The organism is Streptomyces thermospinosisporus (assembly GCF_039526425.1).
Classification (GTDB): Bacteria; Actinomycetota; Actinomycetes; order Streptomycetales; family Streptomycetaceae; genus Streptomyces; species Streptomyces thermocarboxydovorans.
This window is the reverse complement of record NZ_BAAAIZ010000009.1, coordinates 80682-94610: the sequence shown is the minus strand read 5'-3', so window position 1 is coordinate 94610 and position 13929 is coordinate 80682. Positions and strand designations below refer to the sequence as shown.

Annotated in this window: 15 protein-coding genes; 8 read left to right on the top strand and 7 right to left on the bottom strand. The window is 73.2% G+C overall.

Annotation, left to right across the window (positions count from 1 at the left end; translation table 11 throughout):
- Positions 1–158 precede the first annotated feature (158 nt).
- Both ABD207_RS04425 and ABD207_RS04420 read left to right on the top strand, forming a co-directional pair.
- Positions 159–989 (top strand): ATP-grasp domain-containing protein, encoded by an 831-nt coding sequence (locus tag ABD207_RS04425; RefSeq protein WP_344010182.1) that lies wholly within the window; start codon positions 159–161, stop codon positions 987–989.
- 186 nt (positions 990–1175) lie between these two features.
- Positions 1176–1850: a peptidoglycan-binding domain-containing protein gene (locus ABD207_RS04420; protein ID WP_344010180.1), complete on the top strand. Its 675-nt coding sequence runs from the start codon at positions 1176–1178 to the stop codon at positions 1848–1850.
- Between the two features lie 20 nt (positions 1851–1870).
- Here ABD207_RS04420 and ABD207_RS04415 read toward each other — a convergent pair whose 3' ends face one another.
- The 3 genes from ABD207_RS04415 to ABD207_RS04405 form a co-directional block, all read right to left on the bottom strand.
- Complete coding sequence (locus ABD207_RS04415; protein ID WP_344010300.1) at positions 1871–4249, bottom strand: SpoIIE family protein phosphatase; 2379 nt, start codon at positions 4247–4249, stop codon at positions 1871–1873.
- A gap of 129 nt (positions 4250–4378) precedes the next feature.
- The gene (locus ABD207_RS04410; protein ID WP_344004835.1) at positions 4379–4747 is read right to left on the bottom strand and encodes a hypothetical protein; all 369 of its coding nucleotides are present in this window, start codon (positions 4745–4747) and stop codon (positions 4379–4381) included.
- A gap of 357 nt (positions 4748–5104) precedes the next feature.
- Entirely contained in the window at positions 5105–6022 is a 918-nt protein-coding gene (locus ABD207_RS04405; RefSeq protein WP_344010178.1) for a MurR/RpiR family transcriptional regulator, read from the bottom strand.
- Positions 6023–6225: 203 nt separating this feature from the next.
- Here ABD207_RS04405 and ABD207_RS04400 point away from each other — a divergent pair, with 203 nt between their 5' ends.
- Both ABD207_RS04400 and ABD207_RS04395 read left to right on the top strand, forming a co-directional pair.
- Positions 6226–6399 (top strand): hypothetical protein, encoded by a 174-nt coding sequence (locus tag ABD207_RS04400; protein WP_344010177.1) that lies wholly within the window; start codon positions 6226–6228, stop codon positions 6397–6399.
- A gap of 83 nt (positions 6400–6482) precedes the next feature.
- Positions 6483–6890, top strand: coding sequence for a DUF3662 domain-containing protein (locus ABD207_RS04395; protein WP_344010176.1), 408 nt, complete (start codon positions 6483–6485; stop codon positions 6888–6890).
- A gap of 28 nt (positions 6891–6918) precedes the next feature.
- Here ABD207_RS04395 and ABD207_RS04390 read toward each other — a convergent pair whose 3' ends face one another.
- The 3 genes from ABD207_RS04390 to ABD207_RS04380 are packed head-to-tail and all read right to left on the bottom strand — an operon-like array spanning position 6919 to position 9823.
- Positions 6919–8529: a phospholipid carrier-dependent glycosyltransferase gene (locus tag ABD207_RS04390; RefSeq protein WP_344010174.1), complete on the bottom strand. Its 1611-nt coding sequence runs from the start codon at positions 8527–8529 to the stop codon at positions 6919–6921.
- A gap of 53 nt (positions 8530–8582) precedes the next feature.
- Complete coding sequence (locus ABD207_RS04385; RefSeq protein ID WP_344010173.1) at positions 8583–9089, bottom strand: GNAT family N-acetyltransferase; 507 nt, start codon at positions 9087–9089, stop codon at positions 8583–8585.
- Positions 9086–9823: a nucleoside/nucleotide kinase family protein gene (locus ABD207_RS04380; RefSeq protein ID WP_344010171.1), complete on the bottom strand. Its 738-nt coding sequence runs from the start codon at positions 9821–9823 to the stop codon at positions 9086–9088. Before ABD207_RS04380 ends, ABD207_RS04385 begins: the two co-directional genes overlap by 4 nt.
- Before the next feature lie 82 nt (positions 9824–9905).
- On the opposite strand from ABD207_RS04380, the gene ABD207_RS04375 reads away from it, so the two are divergent.
- From ABD207_RS04375 to ABD207_RS04365, 3 genes are all read left to right on the top strand, one after another.
- Positions 9906–10652 carry an HAD family hydrolase gene (locus tag ABD207_RS04375; protein WP_344010169.1) on the top strand — a complete coding sequence of 249 codons (747 nt, stop codon included), beginning with the start codon at positions 9906–9908 and terminating at the stop codon, positions 10650–10652.
- A gap of 164 nt (positions 10653–10816) precedes the next feature.
- Positions 10817–12307 carry a hypothetical protein gene (locus ABD207_RS04370; RefSeq protein WP_344010168.1) on the top strand — a complete coding sequence of 497 codons (1491 nt, stop codon included), beginning with the start codon at positions 10817–10819 and terminating at the stop codon, positions 12305–12307.
- A 100-nt stretch (positions 12308–12407) separates the two neighbouring features.
- Positions 12408–12932: a DUF5709 domain-containing protein gene (locus tag ABD207_RS04365; RefSeq protein ID WP_344010166.1), complete on the top strand. Its 525-nt coding sequence runs from the start codon at positions 12408–12410 to the stop codon at positions 12930–12932.
- A gap of 194 nt (positions 12933–13126) precedes the next feature.
- Here ABD207_RS04365 and ABD207_RS04360 read toward each other — a convergent pair whose 3' ends face one another.
- The gene (locus tag ABD207_RS04360; RefSeq protein WP_344004863.1) at positions 13127–13333 is read right to left on the bottom strand and encodes a hypothetical protein; all 207 of its coding nucleotides are present in this window, start codon (positions 13331–13333) and stop codon (positions 13127–13129) included.
- 315 nt (positions 13334–13648) lie between these two features.
- Here ABD207_RS04360 and ABD207_RS04355 point away from each other — a divergent pair, with 315 nt between their 5' ends.
- Positions 13649–13885 (top strand): chaplin, encoded by a 237-nt coding sequence (locus ABD207_RS04355; protein WP_344010164.1) that lies wholly within the window; start codon positions 13649–13651, stop codon positions 13883–13885.
- Positions 13886–13929: the final 44 nt, after the last annotated feature.

Genomic DNA, 13929 nt, shown 5'->3' with positions numbered 1-13929 from the left:
GGCCGGGAGCCGCACTGCTGGAGCTCATGAACGGGAACGTAGCATTGGAGAACCGAACATGGCACTCAGTGCACGCCCGGCACGGAACTGAGTGCAGTCCGCGATGACCCGCCGGCCGGCTCATAGGATCGTGCGACCACCACTGCCGAGGAGCCCGCATGCCGTCCGACCGCCCCCGCGTCCTGTACGTGACCGACCTGGCCTACCCGGCCCGCGGGCGCCGGTACGGGGACGAGGACGTCTTCCTGACCTCGCGGCTGCGCACCCACTTCGACCTGGCCCTGTGCCATCCGAAGGACGCCGCAGCGCTGCTCGGCTCCTTCGATGCGGTGGTGGTCCGCAACAGCGGCCCGGTGATGGAGTACCGGGAGGAGTACGAGGCCTTCCGCGCACGGGCCACGGCCACCGGCACCCCGGTCTACAACCCGCTCACCGGCAGCGGCGACATGGCCGGCAAGCAGTACCTGCTCGACCTGACCGCCGCCGGCCACCCGGTCATCCCCACGGTCGACCGGGCGGAGGACCTGCACCGCCTGCCGCCGGCCGAGCGCTACGTCGTCAAGCCCCGGCTCGGCGCCGACTCCATCGGCCTGCGCGTCGTCCCGCCGGAGGAGGTGCCCGCGCTCGTCGACGGCACCGTCCTGGTCCAGCCGCACATCGACTTCGCCTACGAGGTCTCCTTCTACTTCGTCGACGACGCCTTCCAGTACGCCCTGTACGCCCCCGACCCGGACCGTCGCTGGCAGCTGACGCCCTACGAACCCTCCCGCACCGACCTGGAGTTCGCCCGACGGTTCATCGACTGGAACACCCTCCGGCACGGCATCCAGCGGGTGGACGCCTGCCGGGCGCCGGACGGCGGGCTGCTGCTGGTCGAGCTGGAGGACCTCAACCCCTACCTCTCCCTCGACGCCCTCGACGAGGCGCGCCGGGAGGCCTTCGTCTCCGCCATGACGGCCTCGCTGCGCCGCTTCCTCGGCGCCGGCTGAACTCGCTTCCTCAGTCCCGGCTGTACTCGCCCCGCCCGGCTGAACTCGCTTTCCCCGCCCGGTTGTACTCGCTCTCCCCGCCCGTCTGAACCCTCGCGTCGCCCGGTGCGTATATCTGCGCATCGGGCGGCCCGCCGGTCCCCTGGGTGTGCGGGACGGCCCGCCCGCGGGAGGAGGAGAGCAGCTGTGACGACACCGTCCGAGCCAGGGCCGTCATCCGGCGGTCCGCCCCTCGAACCCATCCGCGTCCTGCGCCCGCGCCGCACCGACGCGCTCGCCGAACTGTTCCGGCAGTTCGAGGAGGACCAGGCCGACTACGAGCAGGTGCCGACGCCGGCGGCGCCGCCCGGATCCGAGGAGGAGACGCAGGAACTCCCGCCCTGCGCACCCACCGGCGGGCGGCGCCGTGCCCCGCTCGCCGAGCGGCCCGCGGCCGTGGTGGCCGCCATGGCGGTCGCGGCCATCGTGGGCTTCGGCGGGGCCGCGCTGCTGATCGGCCCGGACACCGGCGACCGTGCCGCCCCCGAGGCCTCGGCCCGCCCGACGACCGGCGCGCCCGACCCGTCCCCGCCGCCCCCGCCGCGGCGCGACGACAGCGGCTTCCTCAGCGAGGGCGACACCGGCCCCGAGGTGGTGGAACTGCAGCAGCGGCTGCTGCGCATCCCCGACGTCTACCGGGACGGCGTCACCGACGGCCGCTACGACGCCACGCTGACCGCGGCCGTCGCCCGGTTCCAGCTCTGGTACGGCATCCAGGGCGACGAGGAGGGCGTCTACGGCGACGACACACGGCGGGCGCTGGAGTCGCGCACGCCGTCCTTCGCGGCCGGGGCCGGCACACCGTACCGGGACCGGGCGTGAAGGCGGGGGAGGTGTCCGGCTCAGCCGTGCGCCTCGCGCGGCACGCGGATGTCCAGGACGCAGACGTCGTCGCGGCGCTCGTCCTCCAGCATGGCGTCCAGCAGCCGGCCCAGCGATCCCGGTTCGTCGTCGAGGTCGGCGGCCACGGCCCGGGCGAGCCGGTCCAGGCCCTTGTCGAGGTTCTCCGGGGGCCGCTCCACCAGGCCGTCCGTGTACATCAGCAGCCGGTCGCCCGGCTGGAGCCGGAACCGAGCCTCTTCGTAGGGCGGTGCCGCGATGGCGCCGAGCAGCATGCCGCGGGGCCGGGGCAGATAGGTCACCCCGCCGTCGCGCAGCAGCAGCGGCGGCGTGTGCCCGGCCTGCGCCCAGACCAGGGAGCGGTCGGCGGGCTCGTACCGGGCCAGGATCATGGTGGCGGTGCCGTGGCTGTCCCGGGAGTGCAGCAGCAGGGTGTTGAGGCGGGCCAGCGCGCCGGTCAGGGAGGAGCCGGTGATCATCATGCCCTTGGCGGTGAACCGCAGCTGCGCCATGGTGGCGACGGCGTCGACGCCGTGCCCGGCGACGTCGCCGACGACGAACAGCGCGTCCCCCTCGGGGAGCTCTATGGCGCTGAACCAGTCGCCGCCGACGGAGATGCCCGCCTGCGCGGGCAGGTAGGCCACCTCGACGTGCAGCCCGGACATGCCGACCGGCTGCCCGGGCAGCGGCAGCAGGGCGTCCTGCAGATGGGCGACCAGGGTGCGCTCGGCCTGCAGCACGTCGTGCTGGGTGAGGATGGCCCGCTCGCTCTCCACCAGGGCGAGTTCGGCGCGGCGCCGCTCGGAGACGTCCTGCACGAAGCCGTGCACCTCGACGGGGGTGCCGTCCACGCCCGACACCGCCTCGGCGACCAGCCGCAGATGCCGCAGTCCGCGGGGCGTGCGGATCCGGAACGGGGCGTCGAAGGGCTTGCCCTCCTGAAGCAGCCGCTCGATGGCCCGGTCCAGCCTGGGCCGGTCGTCGTTGAGGGCGAGCGCGGGCAGGTCGTCGAGCCGGAGCGGGCCGAGACCGGGGTCGCGGCCGAGGATGGTGAAGACCTGCGAGGACCAGGAGGCCACCGAGGTGGTCAGGTTCCATTGCGCCCAGCCCAGGCTGCCGAGCCGCTGCAGATCGGCCAGCCGCTGCTCCTGCCGGTCGGAGGAGGCATGGCGGACCCAGGTCAGCAGCAGGGCGTCGTCCAGCCGGGACACCCGCACCGAGTAGGTGGCCAGCTCCGCCACACCGTCCACCAGCTTCTCGTGGGCGAAGGGCTTGCCGTCGTACGGCTCGCCGGTGGCCAGCGCGTGCAGGCACCCCTGCCACAGCGACTCGTCGGGCAGTTCCTCCCGGTACTCGCGCAGCCGCCGCCCGGCCGGATCGTTGCCGGTGCCGCGCAGCAGACCGGCGGCCTGCGCGGTCACCGCGTCGATGCGGAAGTCCTCCACCTCACCGCCGGGCGCGCGCACCGGGGCCAGCAGCATCGCGGGCACCGGCAGCGCCTCGAACAGATCGGTGACGGCGCTCGCGAGCCCCTCGGCCGGGACGTCCTGCGGGGTGGCGAAGGCGCGCAGCCGCCCCGCGCACAGCCGGACCACTCCCCGCAGATGGCCGCGGTCGCGCGGGGTGAACGGCCCCTCGCGCTCGCGCAGCACACCGATGCAGTACTCGGCCCTCTGGCTCGGCGGCACGGGCAGCCAGACGCGGGAGCGCCAGCGGCTGGACGGCTCGCCGATGAGCGCATACCGCTTGCTGTCCTCGGTGAAGTCCTCCAGCCAGTGCGCCCGGCCGGTCTCGACCGTCTTCACGGGCGCGACACCGCTGAACGGCGGCACCTGGTTCCAGCGGGCGGACAGCTCCTCGTCGATGCCGGCGTGGCCGAACAGCTCCAGGTGGCCGGCGGGCCGGCGGGCGTAGATCATCACCGCGTCGGCGCCCAGATCCGGGGCGAGGTGCTCCAGCAGGCAGCCGGCCAGGTCCTGCGGGGTCTCGACCCGGACCAGCGCCCGGCCGAGACGGCTGAGCGCGTCGGCGACGTCGTCGGGCGGATCGTCGCCCGCCGGGGAGTCGGGCATGCCGTGCCGGTCGTAGGCCTCCGTCGTGGCCGGGCCGGTGTCGGAGGGCGGGGTGGGGGTCACCTCCCCGAGCGTGATCCAGCACTCCTCCAGCAGCGAGTGGCGGGCGGCCTTGGCCCGCTGGAGCAGCGTCTCGGCCGCGGCGTCCGCGGAGCAGCCGGTGAGGGCCATCACCACGCCCTTGGCGCGTTCCACGACACCGGACATCGCCGTCTGCTCGCGCAGGCGGTCCATCTCGGCCCGTTGCCGCGCCACGACCCTGGCGAGTTCCGCCAGGTCGGGTGCGGCTCCGGACTCCGCCGGGGACATGGGGTCGCTCACGGGTCGAGCATGGCACACAAACCGCTGTTCGATGACAGCCTTGTGCCCCTGGATCCGTGATCGAGGGCAGGTGGCGGGCGGTGCGGCCGCCCGGGGTGCGGCAGGGCCGGACGCAGGTCAGCGGCCCGCTTCCACCAGGGCCTGGGTGACCGCGCGGACACTGCGGGCGATGTGCTGAAGCTGCATGACCTCGGCGGCGTAGAGCTTGATGGTGTGCTCGATGGCACCCTCGTGGAGTCCCATGCGGGGAAGGTCCGCCCGGGCCGTCTGCAGGGCGGTGCGGGCCACCCGGATCTCCTGTTCCACCTGGAGCTGGGCGTGCCGGGCCAGGAGAACGGGGTTCCTGATGAACGCGGGGTAGCTCGCGTAGCGAGCCGGCACCAGCTCGCGCAGCCACTTCGCTGCCGAGCGCTCCCAGTCGTAGCTGCCGGGCATCTTGACCTGGCAGGGCCAGTCGGGGCTGACTCGCGTGGACGTCACGGGCATGTCTATCGCTTCCGGGTGTGCGGCGTCGTTGGGTGGACGACGGGTTGGGGCGGCCCCGGCCTAGGGGATGACCGGGGCCGCCACAGGCGGCCGGACAGGCGATGCCCGGCCGGACACCTTCGCCCGCCGGAGCGGGTAGGAGCCGGCGGCTTCGGGTGTCGCGCGCGGCTGGGCCGCGATCCGTGAGCAGTATTTATATATGCCGTCTGCTTTGCAAGACGTATGAAAACATTCATGCGTGCTTTGAAGTGGATGGGCCACTTCATGGCTGTTCGCAGCGGTGTCACCGGTCCGGACCCGGGCCCGGAAGGGGGCCGGGAGCCTGGTTCCGCACTCGATTCCGGATGAGGAACGGGCTCAGTCCCGGATGAAGAACTGATGCTGGTCGGCGAGCTGTTCGTACTCCTCCAGGCGCGCCTGGGTGCGCTCCGGATCCGCGTCGGTCATCGCCTGGAGCAGCGCCGCGCACATCACGCCCGGCGCCGCGTACGAGTCGAACACCAGCCGCGACCCGGTGCCCGTGGCGAAGGTGACGTCGGCCTCGTCCGCGATCGGCCCGAGGGCGAGGTCCGTGATCAGCGCGACCTTCAGGCCGGCCCTGCGCGCCACCTGCACCGCGGTGAGCGTCTCGTGCGCATGCCGCGGCATGGAGAACGCCAGCACCCAGGTGCCGCCCGCCTCCCGCGACTGCAGCAGCGCGTCGTACGCGACGCTGCCGCCCAGCGTCACGAGCCGCACATCCGGATGGATGCGCCGGGCCGCGTAGGCGAAGTACTCGGCCAGGGAGACGGAGATGCGCAGGCCGAGGACGGTGAGCGGGGTCGACTGCGACAGCTGCCGGCCGACCTCGATGACCCGGTCCGCGTCGGCGAAGTCCCGCCGCAGGTTCTCCAGGTTCTCGATCTCCGCGTCGACCGCCGCCTGCAGCTCGTTGCCCCGGTTCTCCTCGGCCGCGCCGCCGGCGAAGGTGCCGAGGGCGATCGACTGCAGCTTCTCCCGCAGCGCGGGGTAGCCGCTGAAGCCGACGGCGGAGGCGAACCGCGTCACCGACGGCTGGCTGACCCCGACCCGGTCCGCGAGGTCCGTGATCGACAGGAACGCCGCCTCGGTGATGTGCTCGATCAGGTACTGGGCGATGCGCCGCTGACCGGGGGAGAGCCGCGGCCGGTCGAACAGCGCGCGGAGCTGGGAAGTCGGGGACACCTCCGTGTCCTGACCCGCCTTCCCCGAGGTGATCGCGGATGCCTGTGCGCGTGCCTGCTGCGGCGATGGCACCGGTACGCCTCCTTCATCTCCCACGAGAGTTCAACATAGCTCACTCACCGTGGTGACCAGCCGCCTCACCGCTGCGCACCCGGCACGCATCCGCGGGGATATCCCCGGCTCCCGCGGGAACCCGCCCACCGGCGCAGGGCCGCGAGGCCCGCGCCGAAGCCGCAGAACACAGCACCGGACACCGCACCCGAGGAGCGACCGGGATGACCGTCCCCGAGGAGAACCGGCCGAAGACCCGCACCACGGACGACGCCGGACAGGCGCCGGGCACGGAGCCGAGCAAGGGCCACGAACAGGACGCGGGCGGCACCGGCCGCACCCTGCGCGAGGCGCTGGAGGAGGCGCAGATCCGCCCCGACGACTTCGAGGACCGCTGAGCTCCCGTCCCCGCGGCACCCACGATCCGCGGCACCCCTGGCACGGCCCGTACCCCGACGACACGACGGCAGGTGAACCCCCGATGAGCGCCCTGAGCGCGCTGGAGCAGGTCCTGGAGAACCGGTGGGAGGCGGTGCGGGCAAGACTGCTGGGCCGCGAGCGCGAGCCGGTCGAACTGGTCGAGGCGCTGCGGCACGAGTGCGACAGCAACGCCGTCGTCTCCCCGGGCGGCCGGGTGATGGTGCCCAACGCCTACGACGTGGAGCTCGCCGCCCCGGTCCACGAGGAGCTGAACCGCCGGGGCGGCGGCGTCGGCCAGGCGCTCACCGACTGCCTGGCCCGCCACGCCGCACAGAAGGGGTACGAGTGGGCCGGCCCGCTCACCGTGCATGTCGTACGCACCCGCGACCTGCCCGATGGTCACTACCGCGTGTCGAGCAGCGTCATGCGGCATGTCAGCGCCGCGGCGTTCCAGCGGGCCGGGCGGTGACGCCCGGAGTCGTCGACGGGACAGGGGCTCACCGCCGGTAGATCGTGATCGAGTGACCGACGTCCTCGACCGGACGGCTGCCCTCGAGCAGCCGGGCCTGCCGTCCGGTCGCCTTGGCCGCCGCCGAGTCGGAGACCGCCAGCACCCCGTGCACCCGCTCGGGCGGCACCTTGCGCGGGTCGGTGGCCCGTATCCCGTAGTACGACGGCACCCCGCTGCCCTTGTAGACCAGCCAGATCCGCTCCCCTCGGTAGCGCTCGCGCAGCCGTTCGGCGAGCCGGCCGAGGTCCTGCCCCCAGTCCACATTGGAGTCGTGCAGATGCTGCCGGGTGCGCGCCGGTCCGCCGAACGCCTCGTTGGAGTACGGCAGATAGAAGGGGAACGTCCGCAGCGAACTCACCGCGACGAAGGCCACCAGCGCCCCGGTGGCGATCCGCCCCCACCGGTGCCGCAGCGCGACGAGCACACAGCCTGCCGCCACGGCCAGGAACAGCGGCAGGCACAGCGCGTACCGGGTGCCGAAGTTCCGTGACCCCTGCATGGCGGCCGCCAGCAGCACCGCGGGAGCCGCCAGCAGGTAGGGCGCGGCGGGACGCAGCCGCCGCACCGCGAGCACCGTCACGGCACCGGCCGCCCACAGCGCGAGCATCCCGAGCGGTGTCTTCACCAGCAGCGCGGCGGGCAGGTAGTACCACAGCGAGCCGGTGTAGAGCCGGCCGAACAGGAACCCTTCCCAGGGGAAGTTCTCGAAGCCGAACTGGACGCGCATGCCGTCCCGGTAGGGCTCCGGGAGCGGCATCGACTCCACCATCAGTCCGCGCAGTCCGTGCACCACCGGCACATGCTGCTGAGGGTTCCACCGCAGCCGCGGATCGACCAGCAGATACGTCACCCACACGACGGCGACCGCCACCAGCCCCACCGCTGCGGCCCCCGCGCACGCCCGCGCCGCCCTGCGACGCCCCCCGCCCTCCGACGCGCACCACACCGACACACCGGCCAGCGCCAGCAGCACAGGCACCGCGGGCAGGGTGCTCATCTTCGTCGCCAGGGCCGCGCCGAGCGCCACGCCGGCCCACGGCAGAAACCGCCGCGGCCGGTGCCGTGCCCGCCACAGCAGCCACACCGCCGTCAGCAGGAACCCGGCGGCGGGCACGTCCAGCGTGGCCAGCGAGCCGTGCGCGATCACGTCGGGGGAGAGGCAGTACAGCGCGAGGGCCGTCAACCCGCCCGCCGTTCCGGCCAGTTCACGGGCGAAGAGGAACACCACCGCCGCGAACGCCAGCGTCAGCGCGATCACCGGCAGCCGCGCCCACAGCATCACCCGCCAGGGATCATTGCCCGACTCGTACAGCAGCCGGCGCCCCAGCTGCGTCTGGTCACCGTCGAATCCGGGATCGAGCCGCGGCTGCGCGACGGCGACCCCCGCGGCGATCAGCAGCTTCCCCAGCGGCGGATGCTCGGGGTTGAACCGCAGGCTGTGCTCCTCCAGATAGACGGCGGCGGCGCCCACATACACCGGTTCGTCGATCGTGGGCGTCTGCCGCACGGCGGCGGTCACCATGGCGACGAGCATCTGCCCGAGCAGCAGCACCACCAGGGCGGGAACCGCCCAACTCCGAACACCGAGACGCCTCATGAGGCGCTACTCTCCCACCAGCCCCACCCGCCCGGCGGCCACCCCGGCACATCTCACACCACCGGACGCCCACTCACCTCCGGGGCCGATGCGGCGAGTCCGGCCAGCGGGGCGCCGCTGAGCCGGCACACCGTCCACTCGGTCAGCAGCTCGGCGCCCAGCGACTTGTAGAAGGCGACCGCGGGTTCGTTCCAGTCCAGCACCACCCACTCGAACCGCTCGAAGCCGTGCTCCCGGCAGACCGCGGCCAGCGCCGCGATCAGCGCCCTGCCGTGCCCGGAGCCCCGGGCGTCCGGGCGGACGTAGAGGTCCTCCAGATGGATGCCCCGGGTCCCGGTCCAGGTGGAGAAGCGGGGGAACCAGAGCGCGAACCCCGCGACCCGGCCGGACTCGTCGTCCTCGGCGATCAGCACGTACGCGGCGGGATGCTCGCCGAACAGCGCCTCGCGCAGCTGTTCCTCGGTGGCGCGGGCCCGATCGGCGGCCCGCTCGTAGGCGGCGAGCTCACGGATCATCGCGAGGATCTCGGGGACGTCGTGCTCCGTGGCTGTTCTGATCATGCCGGTGAGCGTCGGTCAGCGGAGGGCGTCGCGTCCACTGGATTCTGTTCCGTGAGACGCCTGCCGGCCCGCAGGACGTCCGCGGTCGGGCCGTCCAGGGCGGCCATCGGCACGATCAGGTCGGCGCGGTGGCGGGTCGCGGCGACCAGTTCGGCGTTGCGCTGGTCGCTGCGCGTCACCCAGGCCACCGCCTCCTCGTGCGTCTTGCCGAACTCCTCGTGGCGGGCGATCAGCCGGCGCAGGCGCTCGGACTCGTCCAGTGCGCAGAACCACACCTCGTCGAGGCAGGCCCGCACCCGCGCCCACGCCCCCTTCTCCAGCAGCAGGTAGTTCCCCTCGGTCACCACCAGCCGGGCCTGCGGCGGCACCGGAACGGCGCCCGCGATCGGCTGCTCCAGGACCCGCTCGAAACCCGGCGCGTACACCACCTCGTCGTACGGCTCCTGCCGGATGCGGGCCAGCAGTGCGGCGTAGCCGGCCGCGTCGAAGGTGTCGGGGGCGCCCTTGCGGTTCCGGCGGCCCAGCCGCTCCAGCTCCGCGTCGGCGAGGTGGAAGCCGTCCATGGGGACGTGCGCGACCCACGGCTCCCGGCCCTCGTTCAGGGCTCGCACCAGGCGCTCCGCGAGGGTGGACTTGCCGGAGCCGGGGCTTCCGGCGATGCCGAGGATCGCACGCCGCCCGTCCCGGGGGAGGGCGCGGGCACGGTCGAGGAGGTCGTCGAAGGTCAGCGCCACACAGCAGAGTGTGTCACCCGGAGGGCCCCGGCATCCGGGACTGTGGAGGAAGACACCGGTGCCGTGGGGAACAGTGGCCGGTATGACGGATCTGGGCCTGCCCGACACCATCCTCGCCTGCCTCTTCGACCTCGACGGCGTCGTCACCAGGACGGCGGTCGTGCACGCCGCCGCGTGGAAGGAGACCTTCGACGCGTTCCTGCGCGAGCGCGAGGGCGAGGGCTTCCGCCCCTTCGACGACACCGACTACGGCGAGTACGTCGACGGCCGTCCGCGCGCCGACGGTGTCCGCACCTTCCTCGCCTCCCGCGGCATCGAACTCCCCGAGGGCACCCCCGACGACCCGCCCGAGGCGCCGACCGTGCACGGCCTCGGCAACCGCAAGAACGAGCGGCTGCTGGAGATGATCCGCAGCGGCGGCGTGGAGGCGTACGAGGGCACCCTGCGCTACATCGAGCGGGTGCGCGCCCGCGGCCTGCGCACCGCGATCGTCTCGGCCAGCGCCAACTGCCGGGACGTGCTGCGTTCCATCGGCGCCGAAGAGCTGTTCGACGTCCGCATCGACGGCGTGATCGCCGCCGAACGCGGCCTGGCCGGCAAGCCGAGCCCCGACACCTTCCTCGCCGCCGCCCGCGAACTGGGCGTGGAGCCGGCCCGCGCCGCCGTGTTCGAGGACGCCCTGTCCGGCATGGACGCCGCCCGCGCCGGCGGCTTCGGCTATGTCGTCGGCGTGGACCGCACCGGCCGGGGCGACGCGCTGTACGCCCATGGAGCCGACCGGGTCGTCACCGACCTCGCCGAGCTGCTGGCGCCCGGGACCGCCAGCTGACGGCCGGTCACGTACCGAAAGCATTACGGCAGTCGGCCGAGTTCCACCCGGCCCGGACCGGCCTACCGGGTTAGGTTGTCCACGTTTTCCGATTTTCTGATGTTCCGATTCACATGACGGTCGGACAGCCGATCGGGCAGACGGTCGGACAGGAGAGGTGGACGATGACCCAGGGCAGCGGCGCCCTCCTCGTAGGCCAGCGGCGACGCGAACAGCCGCCCGGACCGGGCCGGCCCCGCCGGATGCGCGGCACCCGCCCGATCGCCCTGGTGGCCGGCCTCTTCACCCTCGCCCAGCTCGTCCTCGTCCGCCCCACGCTGGGACTCGGCTGGGACGAGATCGTCTACGTCAGCCAGGTCACCTCCCACCACCCGGCGGCCTTCTTCAGCGCCCCCCGCTCGCGCGGCGTCTCCCTGCTGGTCGCGCCCGTCGCCTCCTGGTCCGACTCGACCGCCCTGCTGCGGATCTACCTCGCCGTGCTGTCGGGCCTGGCCCTCCACCTCGCCCTGCGCTGCTGGCGCGGCCTGTTCCCGACGCGGGTCCTGGTCACCGGCGGGGCCTTCTTCGCCACGCTGTGGATCACCCTGTTCTACGGACCGCAGGCCATGCCCAACTACTGGGTGGCGGCCGGTGCCCTCATCACCGTCGGCTGCTTCCTGCGCCACCGCGACGGCGGCGGTGCGCCCGGCGCACTGTGGGGCGGGTTCGCGGGAACCGCGCTCATGGCCTGGATGCGGCCCACCGACGCCGTCTACGTGACGGTCCCGCTCGTCGTCCTCGCCCTGGTGACCCGCCGCCGGCGCGCCCTGCCCGCCCTGGTCGCCGGTGTCGCGGCGGGCGTCGTCCCCTGGGTGATCGAGGCCTACGCCTGGCACGGCGGCCTGTCCGCACGGCTGGCCGAGGCCTCCCGCATCCAGGGCGGGCTCGGCTGGCACATCGCCGTCGGCGACCAGCTGCGCAGCCTCGGCGGCCGCGCCCTGTGCCGGCCCTGCACCGGGGAGATGCCCGCCCTGGTGGTCACCCTGTGGTGGTTCGCCCTGCCGCTGCTCGCCGTGCTCGCCCTGGTCGTCGCCGTCCGCCGCGGGCGCACGCTGCCCACCGTGGTGCCGCTGGTCTGCGCCGCGACCGTCGCCTTCCCGTACCTGTTCATGATCGGATACGCGGCGCCCCGCTTCCTGCAGCCCGCCTACGCCCTGCTCGCCCTCCCCGTCGCCGACGCCCTGTGGCATCTGGTCCGTGCCCCGGGCGGCGGCCGGCGCAGGAACGTCGTCACTGCGGCCGTCGCGCTTGCGGTCGCCGGTCATCTCGCGGTGCAGCTGGCCGTCCTGATCGCCGCCGTGGACCGCAACCACGACAGCCGCCGCGACTGGGCGCGCACCGCCGCCCGGCTCCACGACCTCGGCGTCCGCCCGCCCTGCCTGATCACCGGCTACCAGGCCATCCCCATCGGCTACTACACCGGCTGCTCCTCCGGCGCGACCGCCGGACACAACGAGAACACCACCGTCGCCGAGATCCTGCGCACCGCCGACAGCATCCCCGTCGCCCACCTCACCGGCCCCGGCGCCACCCCGCCCGGCTACGCCCGCCCCTGGCCCGCCGGCCCGATCGGCGAGCTCACCGCCCGCGTCGCCCCGCGCTGGTCACGGGGTTAGGGATCCCGTTCCGGGAAACGCGGAACTGGCGCCGCCGGGGACCTACGAGTGGACGTGGCGCGCCGCGAGAGGCCGCGAGAGGCCGCGAGTGGAGGACGACATGAGTACGGAACCGATGGGCGACGACGCCTACCAGCCCACCGGCAGCAACGAGGAGCAGGCGGACGCCGCACCGCTCGACCCGCAGGAAGCCGTCGACGAGCTGATCTCCGACGACACCCTCGACGAGGGCTACTCACCGCCGGAGAAGCCGCTCGGCGTCACCAAGTACGGCACCACGGCCGCCGAGCAGCACGAGGGGGAGACCCTCGACCAGCGGCTCGAACAGGAGGAGCCCGACGCCTTGGGAACGACCGGTGACGGTGTGGGGGACCTGCCCGGCGGCGACGGCGAGGTCGTCGACCCGGAGGCCGGGGACGAGCGCGCCGGACGGCTGGTCGCCCCGGACGAGGGCACCCACGGCGACACCACCGAGGAGAGCGTCGCCGACGACGTGGGCATCGACGCGGGCGCCGCGAGCGCGGAGGAGGCCGCCGTGCACGTCGTGCCCGAGGAGGCCGTGCTGCCCGAGGAGGCCGTGCTGCCCGACGAGACCGAGCTGCCCGACGAGCAGGGCGGGGGCTGACCCGCCTCGAATGTGATCCCGCTGGGGACCTGACCCGTCACGGCCCTGACCCACGACGGGCGCGCCCCCGTGACGGAGACGACTGACGGACGCGCATGCGCACAACGCGACCGGGCCGGTGCAGCGTGCACCGGCCCGGTCGCGTTGTGCGCATGCGCCGGCCCGGTCGTCGCGGGCGGGAGCGGGGCGGCGCGTCAGGGAAGCATCTTGTCCAGGGCGGCAGGGCCTTCCCGGTCAAGCTTCTGCCTGGCCCATTCGAGATTCTGCGGGGTGAGGTCCTTGCCCGCGGCGAGGACGATGTCCTCGGGCGACACATCGGTGCCGGTGCGGGCGTGGAGCAGGCGGTCCGGGGTGGTGCTGTCCTCGGACTGCCGGGACGCATCGGGCTGGGACGTCGACATCATGTGCTCCTAGGGTCCGGATCCTGTTGCGGCCCCGGTGCGGTCATCGGGTCCGATATCTCACCATTCAACGCCGGAGCCCGCCGTGCATCCGGAGGAGCCCGGAGCACCCGCCGTGACGGCGCGCCCGCGGCACTGAAGGGCCGCTCCTCTCCGCTGCCGGGGTACCTTCCCGGGCTCGCGGGAAACCTGTACGGACCAGTCCGGGCCCCGTTCGGACGCGCAGGGATGTCGCGTCGCAAAGATCGCCGTGAAGGTGAAGGCACACGTCCCGTTTGTGGACACACATGTCTCTGCGTACGACAGGAGTTTCCCATGCGTATACGTCTGCTGACCGCGGCCGGCCTGGCGAGCGTGGCCCTGCTGGCAACCGCCGGCACCGCGGTAGCGGCCGACGGCCCCGTCGGTGTCGCCAGCCACAGTCCCGGCTTCCTGTCCGGCAATGTCGTCCAGATTCCGATCGACGTGGACGTCAACGCCTGCGGGAACTCCATCGGTCTGGTGAACCTGCTGTCGTCGCAGTCCCACAACGTCTGCGTCAACAGCCGCTGACCGCTCGGACGGCGCTCCCGGCTCCGCGGATCACCGCGGATGCC

Bases quoted from the DNA above. Each gene is read 5' to 3' on its own strand.
- ABD207_RS04425 (WP_344010182.1), top strand. From the start codon at position 159: ATGCCGTCCGACCGCCCCCGCGTCCTGTACGTGACCGACCTGGCCTAC.
- ABD207_RS04415 (WP_344010300.1), bottom strand. From the start codon at position 4,249: ATGTCCCCGGCGGAGTCCGGAGCCGCACCCGACCTGGCGGAACTCGCC.
- ABD207_RS04410 (WP_344004835.1), bottom strand. From the start codon at position 4,747: ATGCCCGTGACGTCCACGCGAGTCAGCCCCGACTGGCCCTGCCAGGTC.
- ABD207_RS04400 (WP_344010177.1), top strand. From the start codon at position 6,226: ATGACCGTCCCCGAGGAGAACCGGCCGAAGACCCGCACCACGGACGAC.
- ABD207_RS04395 (WP_344010176.1), top strand. From the start codon at position 6,483: ATGAGCGCCCTGAGCGCGCTGGAGCAGGTCCTGGAGAACCGGTGGGAG.
- ABD207_RS04390 (WP_344010174.1), bottom strand. From the start codon at position 8,529: ATGAGGCGTCTCGGTGTTCGGAGTTGGGCGGTTCCCGCCCTGGTGGTG.
- ABD207_RS04385 (WP_344010173.1), bottom strand. From the start codon at position 9,089: ATGATCAGAACAGCCACGGAGCACGACGTCCCCGAGATCCTCGCGATG.
- ABD207_RS04375 (WP_344010169.1), top strand. From the start codon at position 9,906: ATGACGGATCTGGGCCTGCCCGACACCATCCTCGCCTGCCTCTTCGAC.
- ABD207_RS04370 (WP_344010168.1), top strand. From the start codon at position 10,817: ATGACCCAGGGCAGCGGCGCCCTCCTCGTAGGCCAGCGGCGACGCGAA.
- ABD207_RS04365 (WP_344010166.1), top strand. From the start codon at position 12,408: ATGAGTACGGAACCGATGGGCGACGACGCCTACCAGCCCACCGGCAGC.
- ABD207_RS04360 (WP_344004863.1), bottom strand. From the start codon at position 13,333: ATGTCGACGTCCCAGCCCGATGCGTCCCGGCAGTCCGAGGACAGCACC.
- ABD207_RS04355 (WP_344010164.1), top strand. From the start codon at position 13,649: ATGCGTATACGTCTGCTGACCGCGGCCGGCCTGGCGAGCGTGGCCCTG.